This is a genomic window from Duganella fentianensis, from assembly GCF_009857835.1.
GTDB lineage: Bacteria > Pseudomonadota > Gammaproteobacteria > Burkholderiales > Burkholderiaceae_D > Rugamonas > Rugamonas fentianensis.
This window is the reverse complement of sequence record NZ_WWCL01000003.1, coordinates 807,515-821,545: the sequence shown is the minus strand read 5'-3', so window position 1 is coordinate 821,545 and position 14,031 is coordinate 807,515. Positions and strand designations below refer to the sequence as shown.

The following is a 14,031-nucleotide window of genomic DNA, read 5'->3' as shown; positions in this document are numbered from 1 at the left end:
GGCGGTACGGGCTAGTTGTCGGGGCGGCGATTGACAAAAAGGTACGTCAATCATACTATTCGACGGCAGAGAATGGAAAGGTTTCCAGTGCCGTTGGGGGAAGTGGGAAGCGAGCTGTTCATAAAAACACAGGAGATAACATGCATTATCCAAAGGCACGACTGAAGTTAATGACGCTGGCGGTGGCCAGCGCTTGCGCGGGCGCCATACCGGCTGTCGCGCAGGAAGCCACGCGAGCCGCTGACGAACCGCAGAGCGTGGTCGTCACGGGCTTGCGCCAGAGTCTGCAATCGTCGATGAACCTGAAGCGTAATTCGGACGGTATCGTCGACGGCATCGTGGCCGAAGACATCGGCAAATTCCCCGACACCAATCTGGCCGAATCGCTGCAGCGTATCTCCGGCGTTTCGATCGACCGCTCGATCGGCGAAGGTTCCAAGATCACCGTGCGCGGCGTGGGCCCCGACTTCAATCTGGTGCTGCTGAACGGCCGCCAGATGCCGACCTCGAATCTGGGCGATCTGAACGGCCGTGCCTACGACTTCGCCAATCTGGCCTCGGAAGCCATCGCCCAGCTGCAAGTGTATAAAACCGGCCGTGCCGATTCGCCGACGGGCGGTATCGGTGCTACCGTCAATGTGATGACGGCCCGTCCGTTCGAGCGTCCCGGCCTGCATGCCAGCATAGGCGCCAAAGGTGTGTACGACAGCACCAACGGCAATCTGCCGGGCGACATCAAAGCCAAGCGCTCCACCACCCCTGAAATCTCGGGCATCTACTCCAATACCACGGCCGACGGCAAGTTCGGTGTGGCACTGACGGGCAGCTATCAGGAACGCAATCTGGGCTACAACACGGCGGCGGTATCGAGCGGCTGGCGCGGCCCCTTCCGTGGCGACGAAAACAACTGGGGCACCATTCCACAGCCGGGCGCCAAAGGTGCGGAAAACATCACCAACCGTCCGGGCGCTACCGATCTGTACTCGGTGCCGCAGAATCTGAACTACAACTTCAACGGCGTGCAGCGCCAGCGCACCAACGCCCAGCTGACTCTGCAGTTCAAACCGGTCGATACCCTGGTCACCACACTGGACTACACCTATTCGGAAAACAAGATACAGACCAAGCGTAACGACGTGTCGGCCTGGTTCAACTTCGGCGAATCGGCCAGCTCGTGGACCAAAGGTCCTGTCTCCAGCCCGCTGATGTACAAGGAGTTCGTATCCAACAGCGATATCGCCATGGGTGCGGCCGACTTTGCCACCAGGACCCAGAACAAATCGCTGGGCTTCAACGCCGTATGGAAACCGACCAACACCCTGCGTCTGGAACTCGATACCCATCACTCGACGGCACAGTCGGGCGCCGATAGCCCGTTCGGCTCGAGCAACACGCTGGGTTCGGCCAGCTTCAGCCGCGGCAATACCACGGTGGACTTCAGCCACGATTTCCCTGTGCTGAGCATCGAGGGTGCCGACTTCACCAAGTACGGCCAGCAGGTCACCGGTTCGGTCTTCACCAACCAGCTCATGAAAGGCATCGTCGACCAGACCCAGGTCAAAGGCCAGTGGAAAGTGCTGGAAGCGTCCGAGCTGAAATTCGGCGCCAATGCCACCAAGGTGTCCAACCGTTCCGCCTTCTCCAACCAGCAGCGCGATACCTGGGGCGGCGCCACCAAGCCATCCGACTATCCTAGCAGCGTGTGGCATCAGGAATCGGTACGCCAGTACTTCGACAAGATCGATGGTAGCGGCAACCCTAACCTGTTCAACCAGTTCTACACCTTCAACTTCGCCCAGGTACGCCAGCTGGCTGCCACCGCTTCCGGCCTGCCAGCACTGTATCTGCCGAAGACCACCTTCGACAACGACTCCCGCACCGAAGAGAAGTCCAACTCCGGCTACGTCCAGTTCAATACCGACTGGGATACCAAGTTCCCTATCCGCACCGCCATCGGCCTGCGCTATGAAACCACCGACGTGGTCTCGACCGCACTGGTACCGGCAGCGACCGCGATTACCTGGGTCTCGCAGAATGAATTCCCGATCACTTTCGGCGAGCCGACTTTCACTACCCTGACCGGTAAATACCACAATCTGCTGCCTAGCTTCGACTCCGACATCGAACTGACGCGCGACCAGAAGCTGCGCTTCAGCATGGGCGAAACCATAGGCCGTCCGCGCTGGGACCAGATCCAGGGCGGCACCACCCTGAACTCGCTGGCACGCGCCTACGGCGGTACCGGCAGCGCGGGTAACCCGGCACTGAAACCGGTCAAGTCGAAAAATCTGGACCTGTCCTACGAGTGGTACTACGGCCAGCAGAACTTCTTCTCGCTCGGTTACTTCCGCAAGAATCTGGAAAACTATGCGGGCCAGTCCATGGTCAACGCCACCCCGTTCAACCTGCATACGCCGGTGGGCGGCAAGTACTGGAATGCCGCGCTGGCTAACGGTTGCGTCATGACCGATACCACCTGCGTGCGTAACTACATCTTCCGCAACTTCGCTGGCCAGCCTGGCGTGGTACGCGGTGCCGATGATGCCATTACGGGTAATGCAACCGGCGTGATCACGGGCCAGCCTGGCGATCCGGTGGCGAACTTCCAGATCACTTCCTTCGCCAACCAGAAGGCGGCCAGCCTGAATGGTCTGGAAGTGAATCTGCAGCATATGTTCGGCAACAGCGGCTTCGGTATTTCGACCAACTACACCTATGTACACTCGGGCCTGAAGTACAACAACGCTTCGATCGGCGAGCAGTTCGCACTGGTGGGTCTGTCGAATTCGGCCAACGTGGTGGGTATCTACGAAGACAAGAAATTCAACGTACGTCTGGCTTACAACTGGCGCGGCGAATTCCTGTCCTCGACCTTCGACGGTTCCGGGCCTAACCCGCAATACGTCGAGCCATATGGCCAGGTCGACCTGAGCGTAGGCTATGCCCTCAGCGAGAAGCTCAGCTTCCAGTTCGAAGGCATCAACCTGACCAATAGCATCACCCGCACCCACAGCCGCACCCAGCAACAGCTGGAAGGCGTGACGCAGCAGGGTGCACGCTATATGGTCGGCGTCCGCTACAAGTTCTAAGCCGGTAGCGCAGCACTGAACAGGGTCGCTGAGTCACTACGTATCAGCGGCCCTTTTCGGTTAGACTTTCAGCCCATCACATCCACACAAGGCGAACAACATGATCCGACGTATCGTGATTGTGGGCGGCGGTTCCGCCGGCTGGCTGACGGCCGGCCTGATCGCGGCGGCGCAGCAAGGAACGCCGGTCGAGATCACCCTGATCGAATCGCCGGACGTCCCCGCCATCGGCGTGGGCGAAGGCACCTGGCCCAGCATGCGCGACACGCTGCGCCGCATCGGTGTCAGTGAAACCGAATTCTTCCGCCAGTGCGACGCTTCCTTCAAACAGGGCTCGCGTTTCAATGGCTGGGTCGACGGCAGTGCCGACGACGTGTATTTCCATCCCTTCGTCATGCCGCAGGGCTGGGGCGAAGTGGACCTGCCACGCAACTGGCAGCAACAGCATCCCGACATTCCGTTCGCCGATCTGGTCAGCTACCAGCCGCACCTGTGCGTGCAGGGCCGCGCGCCCAAGCAGGCCGTCACGCCGGAGTTTGCCGCCGTGGCCAACTACGGCTACCACCTCGACGCCGGCAAGTTCGGCCTGTTCCTGCGCGAGCACTGCACGCGCAAGCTGGGCGTGCGCTATCTGGCCGACCACGTACTGGCAATTAACAGCGCGCCTGATGGCGATATCGCCAGCCTGCAGACGCAGCGCAACGGCATACTGGAAGGTGATCTGTTCATCGACTGCACGGGCATGCAGTCGCTGCTACTCGGCAAGCACTATCAGGTGCCGCTGATCTCGCAGCAGCATGTGCTGTTCAACGACACGGCACTGGCCATACAGATACCGTATGCCAGCGCCGATGCGCCGGTCGCAGCGCAGACCAGCTCCACCGCGCAGAGCGCCGGCTGGATCTGGGATATCGGCCTGCCTACGCGGCGCGGCGTGGGCCACGTGTATGCCAGCGCCTACCTCAGCGACGACCAGGCGGAAGCCGCGCTACGCCACTACATCCGCACCACTGGCGGCCCCGCTGACGCGGGCGCGGTACGCCAGATCAAATACCAGCCGGGCTACCGCGCACGCTTCTGGCAGCGCAACTGCGTGGCCATCGGCCTGTCGTCCGGCTTTATCGAACCGCTGGAAGCGTCTGCACTGGCACTGGTGGAAATGGGCGCCGCCATGGTGGCCGACGAACTGCCGGCCAGCCGCGCCGCCATGGATATCGTCGCAGCGCGCTACAACGAAACTTTCAGCTATCGCTGGGAGCGCGTGATCGACTTCCTCAAGCTGCATTATGTGCTGAGCCAGCGGCGCGACACGCCCTACTGGCGCGACCAGCAGAGCACCGTGCCGCAGCGCCTGCAGGACCTGCTGACCCTATGGCAGCACCGCGCGCCCAGCCGCAACGATTTTCCCCGCATCGAGGAAGTATTCCCCACGGCCAGCTACCAGTACATCCTGTACGGCATGGGCTACCGCAGCCAGTTCCGCCCGGCGCCGGCTCAGGAAGCGGCCATGGCCGACGGCTATTTCCGCGAAGCGGCCAGCCTGACGCGGCGCATGCTGGGCGCCCTGCCGGACATGCGCAGCCTGCTCGAACATATCCGCCAGCACGGCTTGCAGAACATCTGAAACCGCACAAAGAATCATCAGAACAACGACCACCACGAGACACGAGACCACCATGGCCAACCACGCTTTACTGAACAACATCGATCACAAGGACCTGCACGTCATCACGCAGCGCGGCGCCGAATACGGCGACAACCAGATGCTGGCCGTGACCTTCCCGGCCGAATTCCGCGACGTGCAGGCCTGCTACCCCATCGTGTTCCGCAAGACCACGGATGGTCTGGGCTTCGAACCGGTCGCCCTGTTCGGCTTTAGCGAAGGCGAAAACCTGTTCCTCGAAGGCGACCAGTGGCAAGCCATGTATCTGCCCATGATGGTGGAGCGCCAGCCTTTCCTGATCGGCGTGAATGGCGATGAACTGATGATCAATATCGATCTCGATAGCCCGCGCCTGAGCCGCACCGAAGGCGAAGCCGTGTTCAAGCCGCACGGCGGCTCCACGCCCTTCCTCGAACAGACCAATTCCCTGCTGGCCGCCATCCATCAGGGCCTGCAGCAGACCCCGGACTTCCTGGCCGCCCTGTTGCAGTACGAACTGCTGGAGAGCTTCGTGCTCGACGTGGAACTCGATAACGGTACGCAGAACCGGCTGGTGGGCTTCTACACCATCAACGAAGACAGGCTGGCCGCACTCGATGCAGCCGCACTGGCCACGCTGCACGCAGGCGGCCACCTGAAGTCCATCTACATGGTGCTCGCTTCGCTGTCCAATCTGCGCAGCCTGATCGACCGCATGAACTACCGCCATGGCTAAACCCATGCGTGAAATCCACGGGCTGGGCGTCAGCGATCTGAATGACGCCCTGCTGACGTCGACCGAACCGCTGCTGCTGCGCGGGCTGGCCAGCAGCTGGCCCATGGTGCAGGCCGCGCGCAGTTCGGAAAGTGAAGCCGACGCCTATCTGCGCAGCTTCTACCGCGGCGCCACGGTAGGCGCCATGCTGGGGCCACCGGAAGCCAACGGCCGCTTCTTCTACAACGACGATGCCAACGGCTTCAATTTCTATCCCGTGCACGCCAAGCTGAATAACGTGCTGGACGAAATCGCCGCCAAACGCGATATGGCCCCGGCGCCCACCGTGTACGTGGGTTCCACCACGGTGGACACCTGTCTGCCCGGCTTCCGCGAACACAATGATCTGGCGCTGGGTGCGCGCGATCCGCTGGTCAGCATCTGGATAGGCAACCGCACCCGCATCGCCGCCCACTACGACGTGCCGGACAATATCGCCGTGGTGGCGGCAGGCCGGCGCCGCTTTACCCTATTCCCGCCCGATCAGCTACAGAACCTGTACATCGGCCCGCTCGATTTCACTCCGGCCGGACAGGCCATCTCGCTGGTGGATTTCCACCAGCCCGATTTCGAGCGCTTCCCGAAATTCGCCACCGCACTCGAACACGCGCAGGTGGCGGAAATGGAAGCGGGCGACGCCATCTTCATCCCCAGCATGTGGTGGCACCACGTGGAAGGGCTGGCCACCCTGAATGTGCTGGTCAATTACTGGTGGCGCCAGTCGCCCGACTACATGGATACGCCCACCAATGCGCTGATGATGGCCTTCCTCACACTGCGCGACCTGCCGCCGGAACAGCGCAAGGCCTGGCAGGAGATCTTCCGCCACTATATTTTCGAAGCGGACCAGCAGACCGCGGCCCACATACCCGAACAGGCCCGTCACGTGCTGGCACCACTGGACGACGAAGGCGCGCGCATGCTGCGTGCCCAGATTCTTAAAAAAATGAACCGTTAAGGATACCCATCGTGCAAGCATCTACTTCTGCATCGCCCCCAGGCACGCGCCGTCCCGTACGCCGCGTGGTGATCTGCGGCGGCGGCACTTCCGGCTGGATGGCCGCTGCCGGTCTGGCCAAAGTGCTGGGCAAGCGGCTCGATATCAAGCTGGTCGAATCGGACGATATCGGCACGGTCGGCGTGGGCGAAGCCACCATCCCTACCCTGCTCAACTTCCACAATCTGCTGGAAATCAACGAGCAGGAATTCATGGCCGAAACCCAGGCCACGTTCAAGCTGGGCATAGGCTTCGAAGGCTGGCGCAATGTGGGCGAGGATTACATCCACTCCTTCGGCATGACGGGCACCGACCACTGGACGGCCGGCTTCCAGCACTTCTGGCGCAAGGGCGTGCAGCGGGGTCTGGCCAGCGACTACGGCGACTACTGCCTGGAACTCAAGGCCTCGCAGGAAAACCGCTTTGCCCATCTGCCCAATCAGGGTATGAACTACGCCTACCACCTCGATGCAGGCCGCTATGCGCGCTATCTGCGCCGCCTGTGCGAACCGCGCGGCGTGCAGCGCATCGAGGGCAAGATCGTGCGCTATACGCGGCATGAAGACAATGGCGATATCCGCTCCATCGTGCTGGAATCGGGCCAGGAAATCGAAGGCGATCTGTTCATCGACTGCACCGGCTTCCGTGGCCTGCTGATCGGCGAGGCCATGCAGGAACCCATGCAGGACTGGTCGCAATGGCTGTTCTGCGACCGCGCCATCGCCGTGCAGACGGCCTCCGTCGGCCCGGCCATTCCGCTAACCCGCTCCATGGCCCATCAGGCGGGCTGGCAGTGGCGCATCCCGCTGCAGCACCGGGTCGGCAATGGCCTCGTATATTCGAGCCGCTATCTGGATGACGATGCCGCCATGCGCCAGCTGCTGGGCAATGTAGCGGGCGAAGTGCTGACCACGCCGCGCGTGATTCCGTTCCAGCCCTGTCAGCGGCGCAATACCTGGGTCGGCAATGTGGTGGCTATCGGCCTGTCCAGCGGCTTCCTCGAACCGATAGAATCGACCAGCATCCACCTGATCCAGCGCGCCGTGATCCGCCTGATGCAGACCTTCCCGGCCGACGGCATCAGTCCTTACGACGTGGCCGAGTACAACGCCCAGTGCAATAGCGAGATCGAACATATCCGCGATTTCATCATCCTGCACTACCACGTCAACCAGCGTCAGGACTCGCAGTTCTGGCAGGATGCGCGCGCGATGGAGATTCCGGCCGGACTGCGCCACCGCATCGAACTGTTCCGTGCTACGGGACGGGTGTTCCGCATCCCCAACGAACTGTTTGCCGAGAATTCGTGGATACAGGTCATGCTGGGCCAGGGCATCATGCCGGCCGCGCACCACCAGACGGCCGACCTGATGGGCGACGAAGAACTGTCGCACTTCCTCGGCAGCATCAAGGCTTCTGTCGACCGTACCGTGCAGCAACTGCCAGCCCACCAGCTGTATGTGGAACGCTACTGCGGCCGGCCCGATCAGGCCGCACGTTAAAAGGTGGTTGTTGGTCGCAGCGCTAGTCCGTTATAGTAAAGCCGTGGTTGCAGCCGCGACCCGTCCACCACGATACGATACCGAGGAAGAGATGATGAAAAAACTGTTCGTTGCCAGCCTGATCCTGTCCCTGAGCGGCGCCGTGTATGCAGCCGAGCCGACTGCCCAGCAGAACAAGATGAAAACCTGTAATGCCGACGCTGCCGGCAAAAAGGGCGACGAGCGCAAAGCCTTCATGAAAGAATGCCTGAGCGCCAAACCTGCCGCCGAAGCACCGAAAATGACGCAGCAGGACAAAATGAAAAAATGTAACGCCGACGCCACCGGCAAGAAAGGCGACGAGCGTAAAGCCTTCATGAAAGAGTGCCTGAGCAATAAATAAGCACCCGCCCACGCTTCAGCTGCCAGGGCAGCCCCAGCGCCTGTGATTTTGTGCGTTCGATCAAAGTCACGGGGGTCCGGGCTGCCCTTGCTTTGGACACTCGCGCTGCGCCGGCAATGTGCTGAGCGTCGTGGCGGCGCAACACCTGAATCCTGAACAACATTGTACAATTTGTAATTTCATCAGGAGGGAGTATGCGTCATTTCATCGCCGTAGCAGTTGCGCTGCTGAGTCTGAATGTTGAGGCAGCCCAGGAAAGCCGCAGCCTGCCGCCGTTTATCGCCATCAGCACCCAGGGCGGATTTTCCCTGACGGTGGAAGTAGGCAGCAGCCAGTCCCTGCAGATCAGCGGCGACGAAAAATTCATCGCCAGCCTGCGCACGGAAGTGGTGGAAAAAGAGCTGCGGATTACCACCAGCGAGCGTGAATTCAACAGCGTCAAAGGCAACCCCCTCGTCAAAGTGTCCTTGCCGGCACTGAGCCGCCTGAAAGTACAGGGTGCCGGTGAAACCATACTCAACAACATCCAGGGCGAGCGCCTCGACATCGGCTTTCAGGGCGCCGGCCATCTGGTAGCCAAAGGCAAGATCGACTATCTGCGCATCAACGCCAAGGGCGTGGGCGAGCTCGATACCAAAGCCCTGCAGGCCAAACGCGTCGACGTGAATTTCGAAGGCATAGGTGCCGTCAACGTCTACGCCAGCGATACCCTCAACGTGATCGCCAAAGGCATGGGCGATCTGGGCTACTACGGCCATCCGAAAAGCGTCAACAAGTCCGTCTCCGGCATAGGAAGCGTTTCCGCCAAGGATTAATGCTTTACTGACAGCTCCGGAGTTTGCGGGTACTATCTTTCAATAGGCTCGTAACAAAATCCGGAGGCTGCATAGGTGGCTGTACCGAACGATATTGCGCACTGGCGTGCGCAGGTATTTTCCCGCTTGCTCCTGGTGGTACTGGTACTGGGAGCGATTACCGCTATCCCCAGTGTACTGCTGGCGGTCAGCGAAGGCATGTGGTCCATCGTGGTCACCGATGTGGGGGCCATCGTCTGGCTCACCCTGATCTGGCGCTGGCATAGCCTGGCCTACACGGTCAGGGTGCTGAATTTCCTCGCCATCGCCTTCATCGTCGGCATCGCCCTGCTGCTCAAGGTCGGCCCTGTCAGCCAGATCTATCTGATGGCCATCCCCGTGCTGGCGGCACTGCTGCTGGGCTTGCGCCCTGCACTGGGCACGCTGGCTCTGGCCGGGCTGGTGGTGATGGTGCTGGGCTTCGATGCCAACTCCAAGCTGCAGATCGAAGGCATTCCCAATCACGCCTTCCTCAAGGCCGCCATCATCTCCATCAACTTCATGTTCATGACGGCCGTGCTGACGCTGTCCTGTGCCGTGCTGCTGCGCCATCTGGGAAAATCCTTCGAGCAGCTGCAGGAACGCCAGAACGAACTGTCCGTGCTGAACGCCGAACTGCGCCTGACGGCTGTCGCCGTATCGCGCCTGAACGACATGATCCTGATTGCCGAAGTGGACAAGCCGGGCGATGCGGCCGAAGCCACCCAGCACATCATCTTCGTCAACGAAGCTTTCGAGCGGCGCAACGGCTACCGCCGCCATGAAGTCATGGGCCGCAGCCTGCGTTTGCTGCGCGGACCGGAAACGGAAGAAGCCGTGCTGGCCAAGATCAGCGAAGCCATGGCGCACAACGAGCCGGTGCGGGCCGAACTGCTGAACTACACCAAGACGGGCGAAGCCTACTGGGTCGAGACGGATCTGGTGCCCTTCACCGACGAAGCAGGCGTGAACACCCACTGGGTGGCAGTGGAACGCGATATCACCGAGCGTAAAAAGTCGCAGGACGACATTCACCAGCTGGCCTACTACGATGTGCTGACCGGGCTGCCCAACCGCCGCATGCTGATGGACAATCTGGAAAAGCTGCTGGCCTCGTCGCGCCGCGGCGGCACCTACAGCGCCGTGATGTTCATCGACCTGGATCGCTTCAAGACCATCAACGATGCACGCGGCCACACCATAGGCGACACGGTGCTGCGCAATGCTGCCGAGCGCCTGAGCCAGCTGATGCGCAAGGCCGATACCGTGGCCCGCATCGGCGGCGACGAATTCGTCGTGCTGCTGGGCCATCTGGCGCACGACCTGCCGGTGGCCACCCACGCCGCCCTGACGGTGGCGGAAAAAGTGCGGCTGGCCCTGAGCGAAGAGCTGGAAGTCGAAGGCCATATCTACAACTCCACCGCCAGCATAGGTGTGACCATGCTGCCGCGCACGGGCAAGACGGCGCACGACCTGCTGCGCGAAGCCGATACGGCCATGTACCGCGCCAAAGCCTCGGGCCGCAACGGTGTGGCCTTCTTCGAAGCGGCCATGCAGGCCGACGTGGAACGCCGCCTGAATATCGAGCACGAACTGGGCGTGGCCCTGAATAGCGGCGTGCTGCAGATGTATGTGCAGGCGCAGGTGGACCGCAACGGCCGCGCCATCGGTGGCGAGCTGCTGATGCGCTGGCCGGTAGAAAACGGCGACATGGTACCGCCGCACATCTTCATCCCCGTGGCGGAAGAGTCGGGCCTGATCGTGGCACTGGGCACCTGGGCACTACGTCAGGCCTGCTATGCCGTGCTGCGCCTGCAGGAAGCCGGACATACGCTGCCGCTGTCCGTCAACGTCAGCCCGACCCAGTTCCGTCAGGCCAATTTCGTCGATCTGGTAGCGCGCACACTGGCCGAGACGGGCGCACCGGCCCACCTGCTGGTACTGGAAGTGACGGAAGGCCTGCTGATCGACAAGATGGAAGAAACCATCGCCCGCATGCACCAGCTGTCGGCCATGGGACTGCGCTTCTCCATCGACGATTTCGGCACCGGCTATTCGAGTCTGGCCTACCTGAAGAAAATGCCGCTGTACGAACTGAAAATCGACCGCAGCTTCATCATCGATACGCCGGATGACGCCAGCAGCGCCGCACTGGTGCAGTCGATACTGGCCATGGCCAGCCACCTCGGCCTGCGCGTGGTAGCGGAAGGGGTGGAAACGCTGGCCCAGGCCGAATTCCTGATCTCCAATGCCTGCGCCTGCATGCAGGGCTATCTGTACGCCAAACCCATGCCGCTGCCTGCCCTGATCCAGAAACTGCAGAATGGCGAGCTGGCATAATGCTGCCATGCTGTCTGTCCTGCCCGCGCCCGCGCGGCGCCCATCCCGAGGCTGATTGAATGAGTATGACGTCCCTGTCGCTTGCTGTCCTGCTGTCCGTACCGGCGCTTCTGCTGCTCCTGCTGCTGGCCGCCGAGCGGATCGCGCCGCTGCCCATGGCCCGTGCTGCCATGGCGCTGGAGCGCGCCCGTTGCGGTCTGCGCCGCCATGGCGCGGACGAGGCCATGCCTTTTCTGCAGGGTGGTGCCGGCGAGGTGCTGGTACTGGTGCATGGCTTTGGCGCCGACAAGGATAATTTCACCCGCATCGCGCCCTATCTGACACCGCACTACCGCGTGCTGCTGCCCGATTTGCCCGGCTTCGGCGAAGCGGGACGTGACCCGCTAGGGCATTACAGCATAGCCGATCAGGTCGAGCATCTGCGCACCTTCCTCGAGCGCCATGCCGGGCCGGGGCCGGTGCATCTGGGCGGGAATTCCATGGGCGGTTTCATCGTCGCGCAGTTTGCCGCGCGCTACCCTGAACGGGTGGCCAGCCTGTGGCTGCTCGACGCAGCCGGCACGGCGGCAGCGCAGGATTCGCAGGCGCTGCGCGGCTACCGCGATAGCGGTGCCCTGCCCCTGCTGGTGCGTGAGGAAGCAGATTTCAGCCAGATGCTGGCGTATTCGCGCCACCGCCATTTCTTCCTGCCGTATGCCGTGCGTACGGCACTGGCACGCCGCGCAGCGGCCGACTTTGGCCTACACGAAAAGATCATGCAGCAGGTGGCGGCTTCGCCCCTGCTGGAACAGCAGTACCGCACCCTCGGCACGCCGGCCCTGATCGTCTGGGGTGAGCGCGACCGCATCCTGCATCCGGCCGGTGCCGCCGCACTGGCCGCGCTGTATGCAGAACACCATAGCATCATGATGGCCGATATCGGCCACCTGCCCATGCTGGAAGCACCGCGCCGCTGCGCTGCCGACTACCGCGCCTTCCGCCAGCAACTGGCACAGCGCGGCGCGGCAGGCGTCAGACTTACTGCATCAGCGTGACATTGCGGCCGCTGATATTGCGCTGCAAAGGATTGCCGTACACCGTTACATAGCCGGAACCGTTGGACGAAGCCACCAGCGACTGGCTGACGGCCGCCGTGATGCTGCCCGATCCATAGGTCACCAGTTCTGCGCTCTGGCTCTGCAGACCGGCCAGACTGGCGCTGCCCGAACCATACACACGCACATTCATATTGCGCACCATGCCGCTGGCGTTCACGCCGCCGGAACCGCGCACATCGAGTTCCAGCCGGTCGCCATCGACGCGGCCCAGATCGAGCTTGCCCGAACCATGCAGGCTGGCCGTAGTGCTGCCGCTCTGCAGGCCCGCTGCCGTCACGCTGCCGGAACCATTCAGACGGGCTTCCAGGCGGCTCACGTGACCAGCCAGCTGCACCTGACGCGAGCCGTTCTGGCTCAGGGTCAGGGCGCCGCCATTCAGGCCCGTGACGGTCAGACGTCCGGAACCATTGCTCTGGATCTGGCGCAGGGCGGGCGTGGTGTAGGTCACGCGCAGCGCATTGCTGCTATTCACCTTGCCATCGACCCAGACGCGCAGCAGCCCGCCGCTGGCATCGGTACGCACCATGGGCAGCAGATTGCTGTCACCTTCCACCTGCAGGCCGGCGGCACTGCCCACTTTGACTTCCACCTGCAGCGGGCCGTTGATATCGATGCTGTCGGCATCGACCGCAGGACGCTGTTCGATCACCGTCTGGCCATTACCCTGCACGCCCGAGCTGCCGAACACACTGGTGACACGGGTGCCGCCGCCATCGTCCGGTATCACCACGATGGCGCAACCGGCCAGCGATGCACAGGCAGCCAGTACGGCCAGAGAAATAGCTTTACGCATGATAGATGTTCCCCCTTATTGAATAGTGTCGCCACTATAGGAAAGCAGGCGCCGGAACGGGGGGCAAAAGCGACGAACGGTAGAAAACGGGGAGTGAATGGTGCAAAAACGCCATCAGCGGCGCAGGCGGGGCAGCGCCGGTGCTATCATCTGGCCTCGCCTTGCGGCGTCCGCTCACACCTTGAACACGACATCATGACCAGCTCCAGCCCGCCCCAGGATAGCCTGCTCGCCCTGCGCGACCTGACCCGCCAGTTTGCCAGCGAACGCCAGTGGCAAGCCTTCCACACGCCCAAGAACCTGGCCATGGCCCTCTCCGTCGAAGCGGCCGAACTGATGGAGCACTTCCAGTGGCTGGTAACGGGCGCCGCGCACGAACTCGACGAACAGGCCCGCACCGGCATCCGCCATGAACTGGCCGATGTGCTGCTCTATCTGGTGCAACTGGCCGACCAGACAGGGGTAGACCTGCATGCCGCCGCGCTGGAAAAGATCGCCCTGAATGCGCAGAAGTATCCGGCCGCGCAGGTGCAGGGCGACGCCCGCAAGTACGACCGCTACTAGGCTCCGCTCAGCTCAGC

At 62.2% G+C, this 14,031-nt stretch carries 11 protein-coding genes; 10 read left to right on the top strand and 1 reads right to left on the bottom strand.

Annotated features, from left to right (window positions below; translation table 11 throughout):
* Nucleotides 1-140: 140 nt before the first annotated feature.
* From GTP23_RS16730 to GTP23_RS16690, 9 genes are all read left to right on the top strand, one after another.
* On the top strand, nt 141-3,089 hold the full coding sequence (locus GTP23_RS16730; protein WP_161036150.1) for a TonB-dependent receptor: 2,949 nt from the start codon (nt 141-143) through the stop codon (nt 3,087-3,089).
* Between the two features lie 100 nt (nt 3,090-3,189).
* On the top strand, nt 3,190-4,713 hold the full coding sequence (locus tag GTP23_RS16725) for a tryptophan halogenase family protein (RefSeq protein ID WP_161036149.1): 1,524 nt from the start codon (nt 3,190-3,192) through the stop codon (nt 4,711-4,713).
* Between the two features lie 52 nt (nt 4,714-4,765).
* The gene (locus tag GTP23_RS16720; protein ID WP_161036148.1) at nt 4,766-5,467 is read left to right on the top strand and encodes a SapC family protein; all 702 of its coding nucleotides are present in this window, start codon (nt 4,766-4,768) and stop codon (nt 5,465-5,467) included.
* Nucleotides 5,460-6,464 (top strand): cupin-like domain-containing protein, encoded by a 1,005-nt coding sequence (locus tag GTP23_RS16715; protein WP_161036147.1) that lies wholly within the window; start codon nt 5,460-5,462, stop codon nt 6,462-6,464. Before GTP23_RS16720 ends, GTP23_RS16715 begins: the two co-directional genes overlap by 8 nt.
* A gap of 11 nt (nt 6,465-6,475) precedes the next feature.
* The gene (locus GTP23_RS16710) at nt 6,476-8,005 is read left to right on the top strand and encodes a tryptophan halogenase family protein (protein WP_371866935.1); all 1,530 of its coding nucleotides are present in this window, start codon (nt 6,476-6,478) and stop codon (nt 8,003-8,005) included.
* Between the two features lie 94 nt (nt 8,006-8,099).
* The gene (locus tag GTP23_RS16705) at nt 8,100-8,387 is read left to right on the top strand and encodes a PsiF family protein (RefSeq protein WP_155436412.1); all 288 of its coding nucleotides are present in this window, start codon (nt 8,100-8,102) and stop codon (nt 8,385-8,387) included.
* A gap of 194 nt (nt 8,388-8,581) precedes the next feature.
* Nucleotides 8,582-9,202: a GIN domain-containing protein gene (locus GTP23_RS16700; protein ID WP_161036146.1), complete on the top strand. Its 621-nt coding sequence runs from the start codon at nt 8,582-8,584 to the stop codon at nt 9,200-9,202.
* A gap of 75 nt (nt 9,203-9,277) precedes the next feature.
* On the top strand, nt 9,278-11,560 hold the full coding sequence (locus tag GTP23_RS16695; protein WP_161036145.1) for a putative bifunctional diguanylate cyclase/phosphodiesterase: 2,283 nt from the start codon (nt 9,278-9,280) through the stop codon (nt 11,558-11,560).
* A 59-nt stretch (nt 11,561-11,619) separates the two neighbouring features.
* A complete protein-coding gene (locus tag GTP23_RS16690; RefSeq protein WP_161036144.1) occupies nt 11,620-12,594 on the top strand; it encodes an alpha/beta fold hydrolase in 975 nt (324 codons plus the stop codon).
* Here the strand turns inward: GTP23_RS16690 and GTP23_RS16685 are convergent.
* Nucleotides 12,578-13,450, bottom strand: a complete 873-nt coding sequence (locus GTP23_RS16685; RefSeq protein WP_161036143.1) for a head GIN domain-containing protein — start codon at nt 13,448-13,450, stop codon at nt 12,578-12,580. The two genes, GTP23_RS16690 and GTP23_RS16685, sit on opposite strands and share 17 nt — an antisense overlap.
* A gap of 195 nt (nt 13,451-13,645) precedes the next feature.
* Between GTP23_RS16685 and GTP23_RS16680 the strand changes: the two genes are divergently transcribed.
* A complete protein-coding gene (locus tag GTP23_RS16680; protein ID WP_161036142.1) occupies nt 13,646-14,014 on the top strand; it encodes a nucleotide pyrophosphohydrolase in 369 nt (122 codons plus the stop codon).
* The last annotated feature ends 17 nt before the right edge of the window (nt 14,015-14,031 follow it).

Coding starts and splice junctions, on each gene's coding strand:
- GTP23_RS16730 (WP_161036150.1), top strand. CDS start 141: ATGCATTATCCAAAGGCACGACTGAAGTTAATGACGCTGGCGGTGGCC.
- GTP23_RS16725 (WP_161036149.1), top strand. CDS start 3,190: ATGATCCGACGTATCGTGATTGTGGGCGGCGGTTCCGCCGGCTGGCTG.
- GTP23_RS16720 (WP_161036148.1), top strand. CDS start 4,766: ATGGCCAACCACGCTTTACTGAACAACATCGATCACAAGGACCTGCAC.
- GTP23_RS16715 (WP_161036147.1), top strand. CDS start 5,460: ATGGCTAAACCCATGCGTGAAATCCACGGGCTGGGCGTCAGCGATCTG.
- GTP23_RS16705 (WP_155436412.1), top strand. CDS start 8,100: ATGAAAAAACTGTTCGTTGCCAGCCTGATCCTGTCCCTGAGCGGCGCC.
- GTP23_RS16700 (WP_161036146.1), top strand. CDS start 8,582: ATGCGTCATTTCATCGCCGTAGCAGTTGCGCTGCTGAGTCTGAATGTT.
- GTP23_RS16690 (WP_161036144.1), top strand. CDS start 11,620: ATGAGTATGACGTCCCTGTCGCTTGCTGTCCTGCTGTCCGTACCGGCG.
- GTP23_RS16685 (WP_161036143.1), bottom strand. CDS start 13,450: ATGCGTAAAGCTATTTCTCTGGCCGTACTGGCTGCCTGTGCATCGCTG.
- GTP23_RS16680 (WP_161036142.1), top strand. CDS start 13,646: ATGACCAGCTCCAGCCCGCCCCAGGATAGCCTGCTCGCCCTGCGCGAC.